Raw genomic sequence first — 13,699 nt, forward strand, 5'->3', positions numbered from 1 at the left:
CGTGGTTACACCGCCCTCATCAGCAGGGTCGCGGCGATCAGCACTGCCGTACCTCCGAACATCGAGACCGCGTACGAGCGGGCGTAGCCGTTCTGCAGCTTGCGCAGCCGGCCGGAGAGTCCGCCGAACGACGCCGCCGTGCCGTTGACGACACCGTCGACCAGCGTGTGGTCCATGTAGACCAGGGAGCGGGTGAGGTGCTCGCCGCCGCGGACCAGGACGACGTGGTTGAAGTCGTCCTGGAGGAGATCGCGGCGGGCGGCCCGGGTGAGCAGCGAACCGCGCGGGGCGACGACCGGGACCGGGCGGCGACCGTACTGGAGGTAGGCGAGCCCGACGCCGATGACCATCACGGCGACGGTCGCCGAGGTGATCGCCCCGGCGCTGAGTGGCGGGTGTCCGTGCTCGAACTGCGTGACCGGCTTCAGCCAGTTCACGAACGCGTCGCCGATCGAGAACAGCCCGCCGGCGAAGACCGAGCCGAACGCCAGCACGATCATCGGGATGGTCATGGACTTCGGCGACTCGTGCGGATGCGGCATGTCACCGGGCTTCGCCTCGACACCGGGCTCGATGCCCGCCGTCGTGGCCGGGTCGGGCGCGGGCTGCCAGCGCTTCTCACCGAAGAAGGTCATGATCATCACGCGGGTCATGTAGTACGCGGTGATGGCGGCGCCCAGCAGCGTGACGCCGCCGAGGATCCAGCCCTCGGTGCCGCCCTTGGCGAAGGCCGCCTCGATGATCTTGTCCTTGGAGAAGAAGCCGGACAGGCCGGGGAAGCCGATGATCGCGAGATAGCCGAGGCCGAACGTGACGAAGGTGACCGGCATGTACTTCCGCAGGCCCCCGTACTTCCTCATGTCCACCTCGTCGTTCATGCCGTGCATGACCGAACCGGCGCCGAGGAAGAGCCCGGCCTTGAAGAAGCCGTGCGTCACCAGGTGCATGATCGCGAAGGCGTAGCCGATGGGGCCGAGGCCCGCCGCCAGGATCATGTAGCCGATCTGCGACATCGTCGAACCGGCCAGGGCCTTCTTGATGTCGTCCTTCGCGCAACCGACGATCGCACCGAAGAGGAGCGTCACCGCACCGACCACCACGACCACGAGCTGCGCGTCGGGCGCCCCGTTGAAGATCGCTCCGGAGCGGGTGATGAGGTAGACGCCCGCGGTCACCATCGTGGCCGCGTGGATCAGGGCCGAGACCGGGGTCGGGCCCTCCATGGCGTCCCCGAGCCAGGACTGCAGCGGCACCTGTGCGGACTTGCCGCACGCCGCGAGCAGCAGCATCAGCCCGATGGCCGTCAGCATGCCCTCGGACACCGGCGCGGCAGCGCCTGATGTCACAGCGCCCGTGGACTGGAGCACCGGCCCGAAGGTGAAGGTCCCGAAGGTGGTGAACATCAGCATGATCGCGATCGACAGGCCCATGTCGCCGACCCGGTTGACCAGGAAGGCCTTCTTCGCGGCGGTCGCCGCGCTGGGCTTGTGCTGCCAGAAGCCGATGAGCAGGTACGAGGCGAGACCGACGCCCTCCCACCCGACGTACAGCAGCAGGTAGTTGTCGGCGATGACCAGCAGGAGCATCGCCGCGAGGAACAGGTTCAGATATCCGAAGAAGCGGCGGCGGCGCTCGTCGTGCGCCATGTACCCGACCGAGTACAGATGGATGAGCGAGCCGACGCCGGTGATCAGCAGGACGAAGGTCATCGACAGCTGGTCGAGCTGGAAGGCGACGTCCGCCTGGAAGCCCTCGACCGGGATCCAGCTGTACAGATGCTGGGTCAGGGTCCGGTCGTCGCCGGGCCTGCCGAGCATGTCGGCGAAGAGCACGACGCCGACGCCGAAGGAGGCGGCGGCGAGGACCGTGCCGATCCAGTGACCGACGCGGTCGAGCCGGTGTCCGCCGCACAGCAGCAGGGCCGCTCCGAGCAGGGGCGCCGCGACCAGCAGCGCAATCAGGTTCTCCACGTTTCAGCCCCTCACAGCTTCATCAGGCTGGCGTCGTCGACCGAGGCCGAGTGGCGTGAACGGAACAGCGACACGATGATCGCGAGCCCGACCACGACCTCCGCGGCGGCGACGACCATCGTGAAGAAGGCGATGATCTGGCCGTCGAGATTGCCGTGCATCCGGGAGAAGGCGACGAACGCGAGGTTGCAGGCGTTGAGCATCAGCTCGACGCACATGAAGACCACGATCGCGTTCCGCCTGATCAGCACGCCCGCCGCGCCGATGGTGAACAACAGGGCGGCGAGATAGAGGTAGTTGACCGGATTCACCGCTTGGCCTCCTGTCCGTCGCGCTGTCCGTCCCGGTCTTGCTCGTCACGGTCCCGTCCGAGGCGCTCCCGCGAACGCCGCTCCAGCGCCTTGAGGTCGTTGAGCGCCTCGCCGGACACGTCGCGGACCTGACCGCGGGCGCGCAGCGTCTTGCTGACGCTGAGCTCGGAGGCGGTGCCGTCCGGGAGGAGACCGGGGATGTCCACCGCGTTGTGCCGGGCGTACACACCGGGGGCGGGCAGCGGCGGGAGGTGCTTGCCCTCGCGTACGCGCTGCTCGGCCAGCTCGCGCTGGGTCCTGGCCCGCTCGGTGCGCTCCCGGTGGGTGAGCACCATCGCGCCGACGGCCGCCGAGATCAGCAGCGCGCCGGTGATCTCGAAGGCGAAGACGTACTTGGTGAAGATGAGGGCGGCGAGCCCTTCGACGTTGCCCTGGGCGTTGGCCTCGGCGAGGCCGATGAAGGAGCCGGAGCTCAGCGAGGCGTTGCCGATGCCGGCGATGAGCAGGACACCGAAGCCCAGGCCGCACAGGGCGGCCCACCAGCGCTGCCCCTTGATCGTCTCCTTGAGCGAATCCGCCGCCGTGACACCGACGAGCATGACGACGAAGAGGAACAGCATCATGATCGCGCCGGTGTAGACGATGATCTGCACGACGCCCAGGAAGTACGCCCCGTTGGCGAGGTAGAAGACCGCCAGGATGATCATGGTCCCGGCCAGGCACAGCGCGCTGTGCACGGCCTTCTTCATGAGGATGGTGCACAGCGCGCCGATCACGGCGACGGTGCCCAGCACCCAGAACTGGACGGCTTCTCCCGTGGAGGCGGCGGCGGCCAGCGCGCTCATGCGTCGACCTCCCGATCTGCCGCCTTCTCGCCCTTGGAGACCGCGACCTGGCGCTGCGTCCCGGGCGCGGCCTCGGTGACCAGCCCCCGGTAGTAGTCCTGCTCGGTCATCCCGGGGTAGATCGCGTGCGGGGTGTCGACCATGGTCTCGTCGAGGCCCGCGAGGAGCTGCTCCTTCGTGTAGATCAGGTTCTCGCGGGAGCTGTCGGCGAGCTCGAACTCGTTCGTCATCGTCAGCGCCCGGGTCGGGCACGCCTCGATGCACAGCCCGCACAGGATGCAGCGGGCGTAGTTGATCTGGTAGACGCGGCCGTACCGCTCGCCCGGCGAGTAGCGCTCCTCGTCCGTGTTGTCCGCGCCCTCGACGTAGATCGCGTCGGCCGGACAGGCCCAGGCGCACAGCTCGCAGCCGACGCACTTCTCCAGCCCGTCCGGATGCCGGTTGAGCTGATGCCGGCCGTGGAAGCGCGGCGCCGTCGTCTTCTGCTGCTCCGGGTACTGCTCGGTCAGCCGCTTCTTGAACATGGCCTTGAAGGTCACGCCGAAGCCGGCGACCGGGTTCTGGAACGAGCTCTCCGAGCTCTTCGCGCTCTCGGATTCCTTGGGTCGCTCAGACACCGTCAGCCTCCTTTCCGTCACGAGGACCGTCACTGTCAGTATTGGGTCCGCCACTGACAATCAGCTCTCCGTCACGGCGTGGCCGCCTGCGCGGCACGGCCGGGAGCTCCTGTCCGGGCAGCGGCGGCACCGGGAATCCGCCCGCCATCGGGTCGAACGGGACGGGCCCGGCCGCCTTCGCGGCCCCTTCGGCCTCTCCCTTGCCGCCGCGGAAGAGGTCCACGACGAACGAGAGCAGCAGTACGGCGAGGACGGCCCCGGCGACGTACAGCACGACCTCGGAGAAGTCCTGGCCGTCGTTGCGCAGGGCCCGGACGGTGGCGACGAGCATCAGCCAGACCACCGAGACCGGGATCAGGACCTTCCAGCCGAGCTTCATCAGCTGGTCGTAGCGCACGCGCGGGAGCGTGCCGCGCAGCCAGATGAAGAAGAACAGCAGCAGCTGCACCTTGATGACGAACCAGAGCATCGGCCACCAGCCGTGGTTCGCGCCCTCCCACAGGGTGCTGATCGGGTACGGAGCCCGCCAGCCGCCAAGGAAGAGGGTGACCGAGACCGCCGAGACGGTGACCATGTTGACGTACTCGGCCAGCATGAACAGCGCGAACTTGATGGACGAGTACTCGGTGTTGAAGCCGCCGACCAGGTCGCCCTCGGACTCCGGCATGTCGAACGGCGCACGGTTGGTCTCGCCGACCATCGTCACGACGTAGATGAGGAACGACACCGGCAGCAGCATGATGAACCAGCGGTCCTCCTGCGCCTCCACGATCGCCGAGGTCGACATCGACCCGGAGTAGAGGAAGACCGAGGCGAACGCGGCGCCCATGGCGATCTCGTACGAGATCATCTGCGCGCACGAGCGCAGCCCGCCGAGCAGCGGATACGTCGAGCCGGACGACCAGCCCGCGAGCACGATGCCGTAGATGCCGACCGAGGCGACCGCGAGGATGTAGAGCATCGCGATCGGCATGTCGGTCAGCTGCATCGTCGTCGGCTGGCCGAAGATCGAGACCTGGTTGTCGGCCGGGCCGAAGGGGATCACGGCGATCGCCATGAAGGCGGGGATCGCGGCGACGATCGGCGCGAGGACGTAGACGACCTTGTCCGCGCGCTTGACGATCACATCCTCCTTGAGCATCAGCTTGACGCCGTCCGCGAGGGACTGCAGGAGGCCCCAGGGGCCGTGCCGGTTGGGTCCGATGCGCAGCTGCATCCAGGCGACGACCTTGCGCTCCCACACGATGGAGAACAGCACGGTCACCATCAGGAAGGCGAAGCAGAAGACCGCCTTGACGAGGACGAGCCACCAGGGGTCCCGCCCGAACATCGAGAGGTCCTCCGCTGCGAGGAGTGCCGTGTTCACGCCTGCACCTCCGGTACGTCGTCGGCCGCGGAAGCGGGACCGATGCGGACGAGACCGCCCGGCACGGCGCCCGTGTCGCTCGGCACGCCGCCGCCGGTCGAGTTGAGCGGCAGCCAGACCACCCGGTCGGGCATCTCCGTCACCTGGAGCGGGAGCCGGACGGATCCGGCCGGTCCGGTGACGGCGAGGACGTCGCCGTCCTTGACCCCGGTCTCGGCCGCGGTGGTGGCGGACAGCCGGGCCACCGCGGCGTGCCGCGTGCCGGCCAGCGCCTCGTCGCCTTCCTGGAGCAGCCCCTGGTCGAGCAGGAGCCGGTGGCCCGCGAGGACCGCCTCGCCCTCACCCGGGCGGGGCAGCGGTCGCCCGGTCTCGACGGGCGCGGACGCCCGGGGGCCGTCCCAGGCCCCGAGCCGGTCCATCTCGCCGCGCACGGACCGCAGGTCCGGCAGCCCGAGGTGAATGTGCTTATCAGCGCCTGCGGCGCGGGCGAGGGCGTCGGCGAGCATATGCAGCACCCGTGCGTCGGTGGGCGCCGGCGTCCGGGTCATCTGCTCCGGCTTCAGCGCGGCCTCGAACGGCCGGACCCTGCCCTCCCAGTTGAGGAAGGCGCCCGGCTTCTCGGCGACCGCCGCGACCGGGAAGACCACGTCCGCGCGGGAGGTGATCTCGGTCGGCCGCAGCTCCAGCGAGACGAGGAAGCCGACCGCGTCGAGCGCCTCACGGGCACGCGCGGGGTCGGGCAGATCGGCGACCTCGACGCCCGCGACGAGCAGGGCGCCCAGTTCGCCGGTGGCCGCGGCCTCGACGATCTGGCCGGTGTCGCGGCCGTAGCGGTGCGGGAGCTCGCGTACGCCCCAGGCCGCCGCGGTCTCCTCTCGGGCCCGCGGGTCGGTGGCCGGGCGGCCGCCGGGCAGCAGCGACGGGAGCGCGCCCGCCTCCACCGCTCCCCGCTCGCCCGCCCTGCGCGGGATCCACACCAGCGCCGCGCCGGTCGCGGTGGCGGCCGAGGCCGCCGCCGTCAGCGCGCCCGGCACCGCGGCCAGCCGCTCACCGACGACGATCACGGCGCCTTCGGTGCGCAGCGCCTCGGCGGCCGCGGCGCCGTCGCCGTCGAGTCCGCTGCCGGACGCGAGGGCGTCGAGCCATTCGGTCTCGGTGCCGGGCGCGGCGGGCAGCAGCGTGCCGCCCGCCTTGGTCAGGCCCCGGGTGGCGTGCGTCGCCAGCGCGTACGTCCGCTGGCCGTGGCCCCGCCAGGCCTTGCGCAGCCGCAGGAAGACGCCGGGGGCCTCCTCCTCTGACTCGATCCCGGCGAGCAGGACCACCGGGGCCTTCTCCAGCGAGGTGTACGTGACACCCGTACGGTCGAGGTCCCGTCCGCGCCCGGCGACCGACGAGGCCAGGAAGTCGGCCTCCTCGGAGGAGTGCACCCGCGCCCGGAAGTCGATGTCGTTCGTGTCGAGGGCGACCCGCGCGAACTTGGCGTACGCGTACGCGTCCTCGACCGTGAGCCGTCCGCCGGTCAGCACGGCCGCCCGGCCGCGCGCCGCCGCGAGCCCGGTGGCGGCCGCCTCCAGGGCCTCCGGCCAGCTCGCCGGCTCCAGCTCACCGGTCTCCCGGTCGCGTACGAGCGGGGTGGTGAGCCGGTCTCGCTGCTGGGCGTAGCGGAACGCGAACCGCCCCTTGTCGCACAGCCACTCCTCGTTGACCTCGGGGTCGTCGGAGGCGAGCCGCCGCATGACCTTGCCGCGCCGGTGGTCGGTGCGGGTGGCACAGCCACCCGCGCAGTGCTCGCACACCGAGGGCGACGACACGAGGTCGAAGGGGCGGGCGCGGAACCGGTACGCCGCCGAGGTCAGCGCGCCCACCGGGCAGATCTGGATGGTGTTGCCGGAGAAGTACGACTCGAACGGGTCGCCCTCACCGGTGCCGACCTGCTGGAGCGCGCCACGCTCGATCAGCTCGATCATCGGGTCGCCCGCGATCTGGTTCGAGAAGCGGGTGCAGCGCGCGCACAGGACGCACCGCTCGCGGTCGAGCAGCACCTGGGTGGAGATGTTGACCGGCTTCTCGTAGGTCCGCTTGTGGCCCTCGAAGCGGGAGTCGGCCTGGCCGTGCGAGAGGGCCTGGTTCTGCAGGGGGCACTCGCCGCCCTTGTCGCACACCGGGCAGTCCAGCGGATGGTTGATGAGCAGCAGCTCCATCACGCCCTGCTGCGCCTTCTCGGCGACGGGCGAGGTGAGCTGCGACTTGACGACCATGCCGTCGGTGCAGGTGATCGTGCAGGACGCCATCGGCTTGCGCTGTCCCTCGACCTCCACGATGCACTGCCGACAGGCACCGGCCGGGTCGAGGAGCGGGTGGTCGCAGAACCGCGGGATCTCGATCCCGAGCTGCTCGGCGGCCCGGATGACGAGGGTGCCCTTGGGCACGCTGGTCTCGATCCCGTCGATGGTCAGCGTGACGAGATCCTCGGGCGGCACGGCGGAGCCACCGCCTGCGGCGGAGCTCGACGTGGTGACGGTCATGCGTCCACCTCCGGGTGGGACTCGTCGGATCGCAGCGCTGCACCCGCGGGTGCGTGCACCGGAGTCATGCCGACACCTCCGTGTTCTCGGCGTGCCGGTCCGCCCACGCGGTGGACGCGGCGGGGTCGAAGGGGCAGCCCCGGCCCCGGATGTGCTGCTCGTACTCGTCGCGGAAGTACTTCAGCGAGGAGAAGATCGGTGAGGCGGCGCCGTCGCCGAGCGCGCAGAAGGACTTGCCGTTGATGTTGTCGGCGATGTCGTTCAGCTTGTCGAGGTCCTCCATGGAGCCCTTGCCGGCCTCGATGTCGCGCAGCAACTGGACGAGCCAGTAGGTCCCTTCGCGGCAGGGGGTGCACTTGCCGCAGGACTCGTGGGCGTAGAACTCGGTCCAGCGGGTGACGGCCCGTACGACGCAGGTCGTCTCGTCGAAGCACTGGAGCGCCTTGGTGCCGAGCATCGACCCGGCGGCGCCGACGCCCTCGTAGTCCAGCGGGACGTCGAGGTGCTCGTCGGTGAACATCGGGGTGGAGGAGCCGCCCGGGGTCCAGAACTTCAGCCGGTGGCCGGGGCGCATACCGCCGCTCATGTCGAGCAGTTGGCGCAGGGTGATGCCGAGCGGGGCCTCGTACTGGCCGGGGCCCGCGACATGGCCGCTGAGCGAGTAGAGCGTGAAGCCCGGGGACTTCTCGCTGCCCATCGACCTGAACCAGTCCTTGCCCTTGTTGAGGATCGCGGGAACGGACGCGATGGACTCGACGTTGTTCACCACAGTGGGGCACGCGTACAGACCGGCGACCGCGGGGAAGGGGGGACGCAGCCGGGGCTGGCCGCGCCTGCCTTCGAGGGAGTCCAGCAGCGCGGTCTCCTCACCACAGATGTACGCGCCCGCGCCCGCGTGCACGGTGAGTTCGAGGTCGAGTCCGCTGCCCAGGATGTTCTGGCCGAGGTAGCCGGCGTCGTAGGCCTCGCGCACGGCCTCGTGCAGCCTGCGCAGTACGGGGACGACCTCGCCGCGCAGATAGATGAAGGCATGCGACGAACGGATCGCGTAGCAGGCGATCACGATCCCCTCGATGAGGGAATGCGGGTTGGCGAAGAGGAGCGGGATGTCCTTGCAGGTCCCGGGCTCGGACTCGTCGGCGTTGACAACAAGATAGTGCGGCTTGCCGTCGCCCTGCGGAATGAACTGCCACTTCATCCCGGTGGGGAAGCCCGCACCGCCGCGTCCGCGCAGACCGGAGTCCTTGACGTACGCGATGAGGTCGTCGGGGGCCATGGCGAGGGCCTTGCGCAGGCCCTCGTAGCCCTCGTGGCGCCGGTAGGTGGCCAGGGTCCATGACTCGGCCTGGTCCCAGAAGGCGGACAGGACGGGCGCGAGCAGCTTCTCGGGGCTGGTCTCGCCGCCGGCCTCGGGCCCGTACTGGGTCGACACGGTCATCACTCCCCCTCCTCGGCGACCGGGCCCGCGGGGTGGGCGGGATCGGACGCGGACGTGTCCTGCGGGGCGTCGTGCGAGCTGAGGTGCTCGGCGGGGGGTTCGTCCTTCGGGGGCTCGTCCTTCTTGGCCGCGCCGCGCGGGTGGACCACGCGCGCGTGGGGTGCCTCGCCCTTGGCCAGCCGCAGGCCGATGAGGGAGGCCGGTCCCGCGCCGCCGGTCGCCTCTACGGCGCCGGGGCGCTCGTCGGGGAAGCCGGCCAGGATGCGGGCGGTTTCCTTGAACGTGCACAGCGGGGCGCCGCGGGTGGGTTCGACGGTCCGGCCGGCCCGCAGGTCGTCGACGAGCCGCCGGGCGGACTCGGGGGTCTGGTTGTCGAAGAACTCCCAGTTGACCATCACGACGGGCGCGAAGTCGCAGGCCGCGTTGCACTCGATGTGCTCGAGGGTGACCTTGCCGTCGTCGGTCGTCTCGTTGTTGCCGACGCCGAGGTGCTCCTTGAGCTCCTCGAAGATCGCGTCGCCGCCCATCACGGCGCACAGCGTGTTGGTGCACACGCCGACCTGGTAGTCGCCGGACGGCCTGCGCCGGTACATGGAGTAGAAGGTGGCGACGGCCGTGACCTCGGCCGTCGTCAGGTCCAGCGTCTCCGCGCAGAACCGCATGCCGGTCCGGGAGACGAAGCCCTCCTCCGACTGCACGAGGTGGAGCAGCGGCAGCAGCGCGGACCGGCTGTCCGGGTAGCGGCCGATGACCTCCTTGGCGTCGGCTTCGAGCCGGGCGCGTACATCGGCCGGAAAGTCGGGGGCGGGGAGCTGGGGCATCCCCAAGCTGACGTCTGTCACCGGTCGACGCCTCCCATCACAGGGTCGATGGACGCGACGGCGACGATGACGTCGGCGACCTGGCCGCCCTCGCACATCGCCGCCATGGCCTGCAGATTGGTGAACGACGGGTCGCGGAAGTGGACCCGGTAGGGGCGGGTGCCGCCGTCGGAGACGACATGGACACCGAGCTCGCCCTTGGGCGACTCGACGGCCACGTACGCCTGTCCGGCCGGGACCCGGAAGCCCTCCGTCACCAGCTTGAAGTGGTGGATCAGGGCCTCCATGGAGGTGCCCATGATCTTCTTGATGTGGTCGAGGGAGTTGCCGAGGCCGTCCGGGCCGAGCGCGAGCTGCGCGGGCCAGGCGATCTTCTTGTCCGCGACCATGACCGGGCCGGGCTCCAGCCGGTCCAGGCACTGCTCCACGATCCGCAGCGACTGGCGCATCTCGTCGAGGCGGATGAGGAAGCGGCCGTAGGCGTCGCAGGTGTCCGTGGTGGGGACCTCGAAGTCGTACGTCTCGTAGCCGCAGTACGGGTCGGTCTTGCGCAGGTCGTGCGGCAGCCCGGTGGAGCGCAGGATCGGGCCGGTCGCGCCGAGCGCCATGCAGCCCGCCAGGTCCAGATAGCCGATGTCCTGCATCCGGGCCTTGAAGATCGGGTTCCCGGTGGCGAGCTTGTCGTACTCGGGAAGGTTCTTCGTCATCGTCTTCACGAACTCGCGGATCTGGTCCACGGCGCCCGGGGGCAGGTCCTGGGCGAGGCCGCCGGGACGGATGTACGCGTGGTTCATCCGCAGGCCGGTGATGAGTTCGTAGATATCGAGAATGAGTTCACGATCACGGAATCCGTAAATCATGATCGTGGTGGCGCCGAGTTCCATTCCTCCGGTGGCGATGCACACCAGATGGGAGGAGAGCCGGTTGAGTTCCATCAGCAGGACGCGGATGATCGTCGCCCGGTCCGGGATCTGGTCCTCGATGCCGAGCAGCTTCTCGACCGCGAGGCAGTACGCCGTCTCGTTGAAGAACGGCGTCAGATAATCCATGCGCGTGACGAACGTGGTGCCCTGCGTCCAGGTCCGGTATTCGAGGTTCTTCTCGATACCGGTGTGCAGATAGCCGATGCCGCAGCGGGCCTCGGTCACGGTCTCGCCGTCGATCTCCAGGATCAGCCGGAGCACTCCGTGGGTGGACGGGTGCTGCGGACCCATGTTGACGACGATGCGCTCGTCGTCGGCCTTGGCCGCGGACTGGACGACCTCGTCCCAGTCGCCTCCGGTGACCGTGTAGACGGGGCCCTCGGTGGTCTCGCGTGCCGATGCCTCTGATGTGCTCATGAGTACGACCTCCGCTGGTCCGGAGCCGGGATCTGGGCGCCCTTGTACTCGACGGCGATGCCGCCGAGGGGGTAGTCCTTGCGCTGCGGGAAGCCCTGCCAGTCGTCCGGCATCATGATCCGGGTGAGGGCCGGGTGGCCGTCGAAGACCAGGCCGAAGAAGTCGTAGGCCTCACGCTCGTGCCAGTCGTTGGTCGGGTAGACCTCGACGAGGGACGGGACGTGCGGGTCGGCGTCCGGGGCGCTGACCTCCAGCCGGATCAGCCGGCCGTGGGTGAGCGAGCGCAGGTGGTAGACGGCGTGCAGCTCGCGGCCCTTGTCCTCGGGATAGTGGACGCCGCTCACGCCGGTGCAGAGTTCGAAGCGGAGCGCGGGGTCGTCGCGCAGGGTCCTGGCGACCCGGACGAGGTGCTCGCGGGCGATGTGGAAGGTGACCTCGCCGCGGTCGACGACGGTCTTCTCGATGGCGTTCCCGGGGACGAGGCCCTGTTCCTCCAGGGCGCCTTCGAGCTCGTCTGCGACCTCGTCGAAGACTCCATAGCCTGAGCCGTCTTCGCCGGCGGGGCCGTAGGGGCGGGTGGCCGGGCCCGGCAGGCGTACGGAGCGGACGAGTCCGCCGTAGCCGGAGGTGTCGCCGCCGTTCCTGGCGCCGAACATGCCGCGCTGGACGCGGATCTCCTCGCCGTGCTCACCGCGCTGCCCCGGCAGGTTCTGCGCGCTGAGGTCCTTCTCGGGGTTCGGCTGGTCGTCGCGTGCGTCGGTCACCGGAGCAGCCCCTTCATCTCGATCGTCGGCAGCGCCTTCAGGGCCGCTTCCTCCGCCTCGCGGGCCGCTTCCTCCGCGTTCACGCCGAGCTTCGAGGTCTGGATCTTCTGGTGGAGCTTGAGGATCGCGTCCATCAGCATCTCCGGACGCGGGGGGCAACCCGGCAAATAGATGTCAACGGGGACAATATGATCAACGCCCTGCACAATCGCGTAATTGTTGAACATTCCGCCCGAGGATGCGCAAACCCCCATGGAAATCACCCACTTGGGGTTGGGCATCTGGTCGTAGACCTGGCGCAGGACGGGCGCCATCTTCTGGCTCACCCGCCCGGCCACGATCATCAGATCGGCCTGCCGCGGCGAACCGCGGAAGACCTCCATACCGAAGCGGGCCAGGTCGTACCGGCCGGCGCCCGTCGTCATCATTTCGATGGCACAGCAGGCGAGGCCGAAGGTGGCGGGGAACACGGACGCCTTGCGCACCCAGCCCGCGGCCTGTTCGACGGTGGTCAGCAGAAAACCGCTCGGCAGTTTCTCTTCGAGTCCCATTGGGTGCTCCTCAGCCCCTCAGTCCCATTCCAGGCCGCCGCGCCGCCATACATACGCGTAGGCCACGAACACGGTGAGCACGAAGAGCAGCATCTCCACGAGCCCGAAAATCCCCAGGGCGTCGAAGGTGACGGCCCAGGGGTAGAGGAAGACGATCTCGATATCGAAAATGATGAAGAGCATCGCCGTCAGGTAGTACTTGATGGGGAAGCGGCCGCCACCGGCAGGCGTCGGCGTGGGCTCGATTCCGCACTCGTACGCCTCAAGCTTTGCCCGGTTGTAGCGCTTTGGGCCGATAAGCGTGGCCATGACCACGGAGAAGATCGCAAAAGCTGCCGCTAGGGCGCCGAGCACGAGGACGGGCGCGTACGCATTCACGCTCCTCGCTCCTTCCAGTCGTCCTTGACCGTTGGACCGCACCGGGCAACCGTCTCGCCGCCTCGCGAAGATCACGTACATGTGAGGCAGTTCACAAGCCCGACTGCCGTGCATCCTATGCCTGCCGGTCTGTGATCTGCGACACGGGGTGCGGGACCGACTTTGTGATCTCCACCACCAGGCGAAGGATCATGAAGTCGGATGAGCGGTGATCTTCATACGCGAAGCGCACGAGCGATTACAAGCAGCGACGCTCTTCCCCGTTACCGCTGGTCAAGGCGGCGCGCACATATCAAGCGATGGCAGGTACGAGCAAATTCGTGATGGACCGGGCGGGGTGATAAAGGAGACCGTCACCCGGCCGAGGGGCCGGCGGGACCGAAGTGGACACGGCGCCCGGACCGTGACGGACGCGCACACCGGGAACCACGGACCCGCCCGCCGGGAGTCGCGGGCCCGCCCGCCGGAACCGCTCCGGGACCGCGCACCCGGACCGCGGCGGACGCGTGTGCCGGGACCGCGGCGGACGCGTGCACCCGTTCACGAGCACCCCTCCCCGCACCCGGCCCCCGGCAGTGACCTTTCTGTGACCTGTGCCACTCGGTCTCCGCTTCAACAAAAGCGGGCTTGGCCATCGGTGTGAAGGGGTGGTAAGTGGCGGGCAATCCGGACCTTTCAGCGAAAGGCAGTGATCACAGCCCCAATACCCCCTGCCCGTTTTGCCCGTTACGGCGTCAATAAAGGGCCCGGAGAAGCGGATTAGGGGATTCCGG

12 protein-coding genes are annotated in these 13,699 nt (G+C 69.2%); all 12 read right to left on the reverse strand.

The features are described 5' to 3' along the window. Nucleotides 1-5: 5 nt before the first annotated feature. Nucleotides 6-1,970 carry an NADH-quinone oxidoreductase subunit L gene (gene nuoL / locus ABT342_RS03280; protein ID WP_351566168.1) on the reverse strand — a complete coding sequence of 655 codons (1,965 nt, stop codon included), beginning with the start codon at nucleotides 1,968-1,970 and terminating at the stop codon, nucleotides 6-8. An 11-nt stretch (nucleotides 1,971-1,981) separates the two neighbouring features. Continuing rightward, nucleotides 1,982-2,281, reverse strand: coding sequence for an NADH-quinone oxidoreductase subunit NuoK (gene nuoK / locus ABT342_RS03285; RefSeq protein ID WP_069927518.1), 300 nt, complete (start codon nucleotides 2,279-2,281; stop codon nucleotides 1,982-1,984). After that, entirely contained in the window at nucleotides 2,278-3,126 is an 849-nt protein-coding gene (locus ABT342_RS03290; RefSeq protein WP_351566172.1) for an NADH-quinone oxidoreductase subunit J, read from the reverse strand. The genes nuoK and ABT342_RS03290 overlap by 4 nt, the downstream gene beginning before the upstream one ends. Next, nucleotides 3,123-3,743, reverse strand: a complete 621-nt coding sequence (nuoI, locus tag ABT342_RS03295) for an NADH-quinone oxidoreductase subunit NuoI (protein WP_351566175.1) — start codon at nucleotides 3,741-3,743, stop codon at nucleotides 3,123-3,125. Before nuoI ends, ABT342_RS03290 begins: the two co-directional genes overlap by 4 nt. Further along, entirely contained in the window at nucleotides 3,736-5,073 is a 1,338-nt protein-coding gene (gene nuoH, locus ABT342_RS03300; protein WP_351566336.1) for an NADH-quinone oxidoreductase subunit NuoH, read from the reverse strand. The genes nuoI and nuoH overlap by 8 nt, the downstream gene beginning before the upstream one ends. Before the next feature lie 32 nt (nucleotides 5,074-5,105). Continuing rightward, a complete protein-coding gene (locus ABT342_RS03305) occupies nucleotides 5,106-7,634 on the reverse strand; it encodes an NADH-quinone oxidoreductase subunit G (protein ID WP_351566177.1) in 2,529 nt (842 codons plus the stop codon). Nucleotides 7,635-7,698: 64 nt separating this feature from the next. Then, the gene (gene nuoF, locus ABT342_RS03310; RefSeq protein ID WP_351566180.1) at nucleotides 7,699-9,072 is read right to left on the reverse strand and encodes an NADH-quinone oxidoreductase subunit NuoF; all 1,374 of its coding nucleotides are present in this window, start codon (nucleotides 9,070-9,072) and stop codon (nucleotides 7,699-7,701) included. After that, on the reverse strand, nucleotides 9,072-9,893 hold the full coding sequence (gene nuoE, locus ABT342_RS03315) for an NADH-quinone oxidoreductase subunit NuoE (protein ID WP_351566338.1): 822 nt from the start codon (nucleotides 9,891-9,893) through the stop codon (nucleotides 9,072-9,074). The genes nuoF and nuoE overlap by 1 nt, the downstream gene beginning before the upstream one ends. A gap of 17 nt (nucleotides 9,894-9,910) precedes the next feature. Further along, nucleotides 9,911-11,233 carry an NADH-quinone oxidoreductase subunit D gene (locus ABT342_RS03320; protein WP_351566183.1) on the reverse strand — a complete coding sequence of 441 codons (1,323 nt, stop codon included), beginning with the start codon at nucleotides 11,231-11,233 and terminating at the stop codon, nucleotides 9,911-9,913. Beyond that, nucleotides 11,230-11,997 (reverse strand): NADH-quinone oxidoreductase subunit C, encoded by a 768-nt coding sequence (locus ABT342_RS03325; RefSeq protein ID WP_351566186.1) that lies wholly within the window; start codon nucleotides 11,995-11,997, stop codon nucleotides 11,230-11,232. The genes ABT342_RS03320 and ABT342_RS03325 overlap by 4 nt, the downstream gene beginning before the upstream one ends. Further along, entirely contained in the window at nucleotides 11,994-12,548 is a 555-nt protein-coding gene (locus ABT342_RS03330) for a NuoB/complex I 20 kDa subunit family protein (RefSeq protein ID WP_003998928.1), read from the reverse strand. Before ABT342_RS03330 ends, ABT342_RS03325 begins: the two co-directional genes overlap by 4 nt. An 18-nt stretch (nucleotides 12,549-12,566) precedes the next feature. Then, nucleotides 12,567-12,926: an NADH-quinone oxidoreductase subunit A gene (locus ABT342_RS03335; protein ID WP_351566189.1), complete on the reverse strand. Its 360-nt coding sequence runs from the start codon at nucleotides 12,924-12,926 to the stop codon at nucleotides 12,567-12,569. Between the last annotated feature and the right edge of the window lie 773 nt (nucleotides 12,927-13,699).

Origin of the sequence: Streptomyces sp. NPDC000410 (assembly GCF_040300305.1) — a bacterium.
Classification (GTDB): Bacteria; Actinomycetota; Actinomycetes; order Streptomycetales; family Streptomycetaceae; genus Streptomyces.

Bases quoted from the DNA above. Each gene is read 5' to 3' on its own strand.
- ABT342_RS03290 (WP_351566172.1), bottom strand. From the start codon at position 3,126: ATGAGCGCGCTGGCCGCCGCCGCCTCCACGGGAGAAGCCGTCCAGTTC.
- ABT342_RS03330 (WP_003998928.1), bottom strand. From the start codon at position 12,548: ATGGGACTCGAAGAGAAACTGCCGAGCGGTTTTCTGCTGACCACCGTC.
- ABT342_RS03305 (WP_351566177.1), bottom strand. From the start codon at position 7,634: ATGACCGTCACCACGTCGAGCTCCGCCGCAGGCGGTGGCTCCGCCGTG.
- ABT342_RS03320 (WP_351566183.1), bottom strand. From the start codon at position 11,233: ATGAGCACATCAGAGGCATCGGCACGCGAGACCACCGAGGGCCCCGTC.
- nuoF (WP_351566180.1), bottom strand. From the start codon at position 9,072: ATGACCGTGTCGACCCAGTACGGGCCCGAGGCCGGCGGCGAGACCAGC.
- nuoH (WP_351566336.1), bottom strand. From the start codon at position 5,073: ATGTTCGGGCGGGACCCCTGGTGGCTCGTCCTCGTCAAGGCGGTCTTC.
- nuoE (WP_351566338.1), bottom strand. From the start codon at position 9,893: ATGCCCCAGCTCCCCGCCCCCGACTTTCCGGCCGATGTACGCGCCCGG.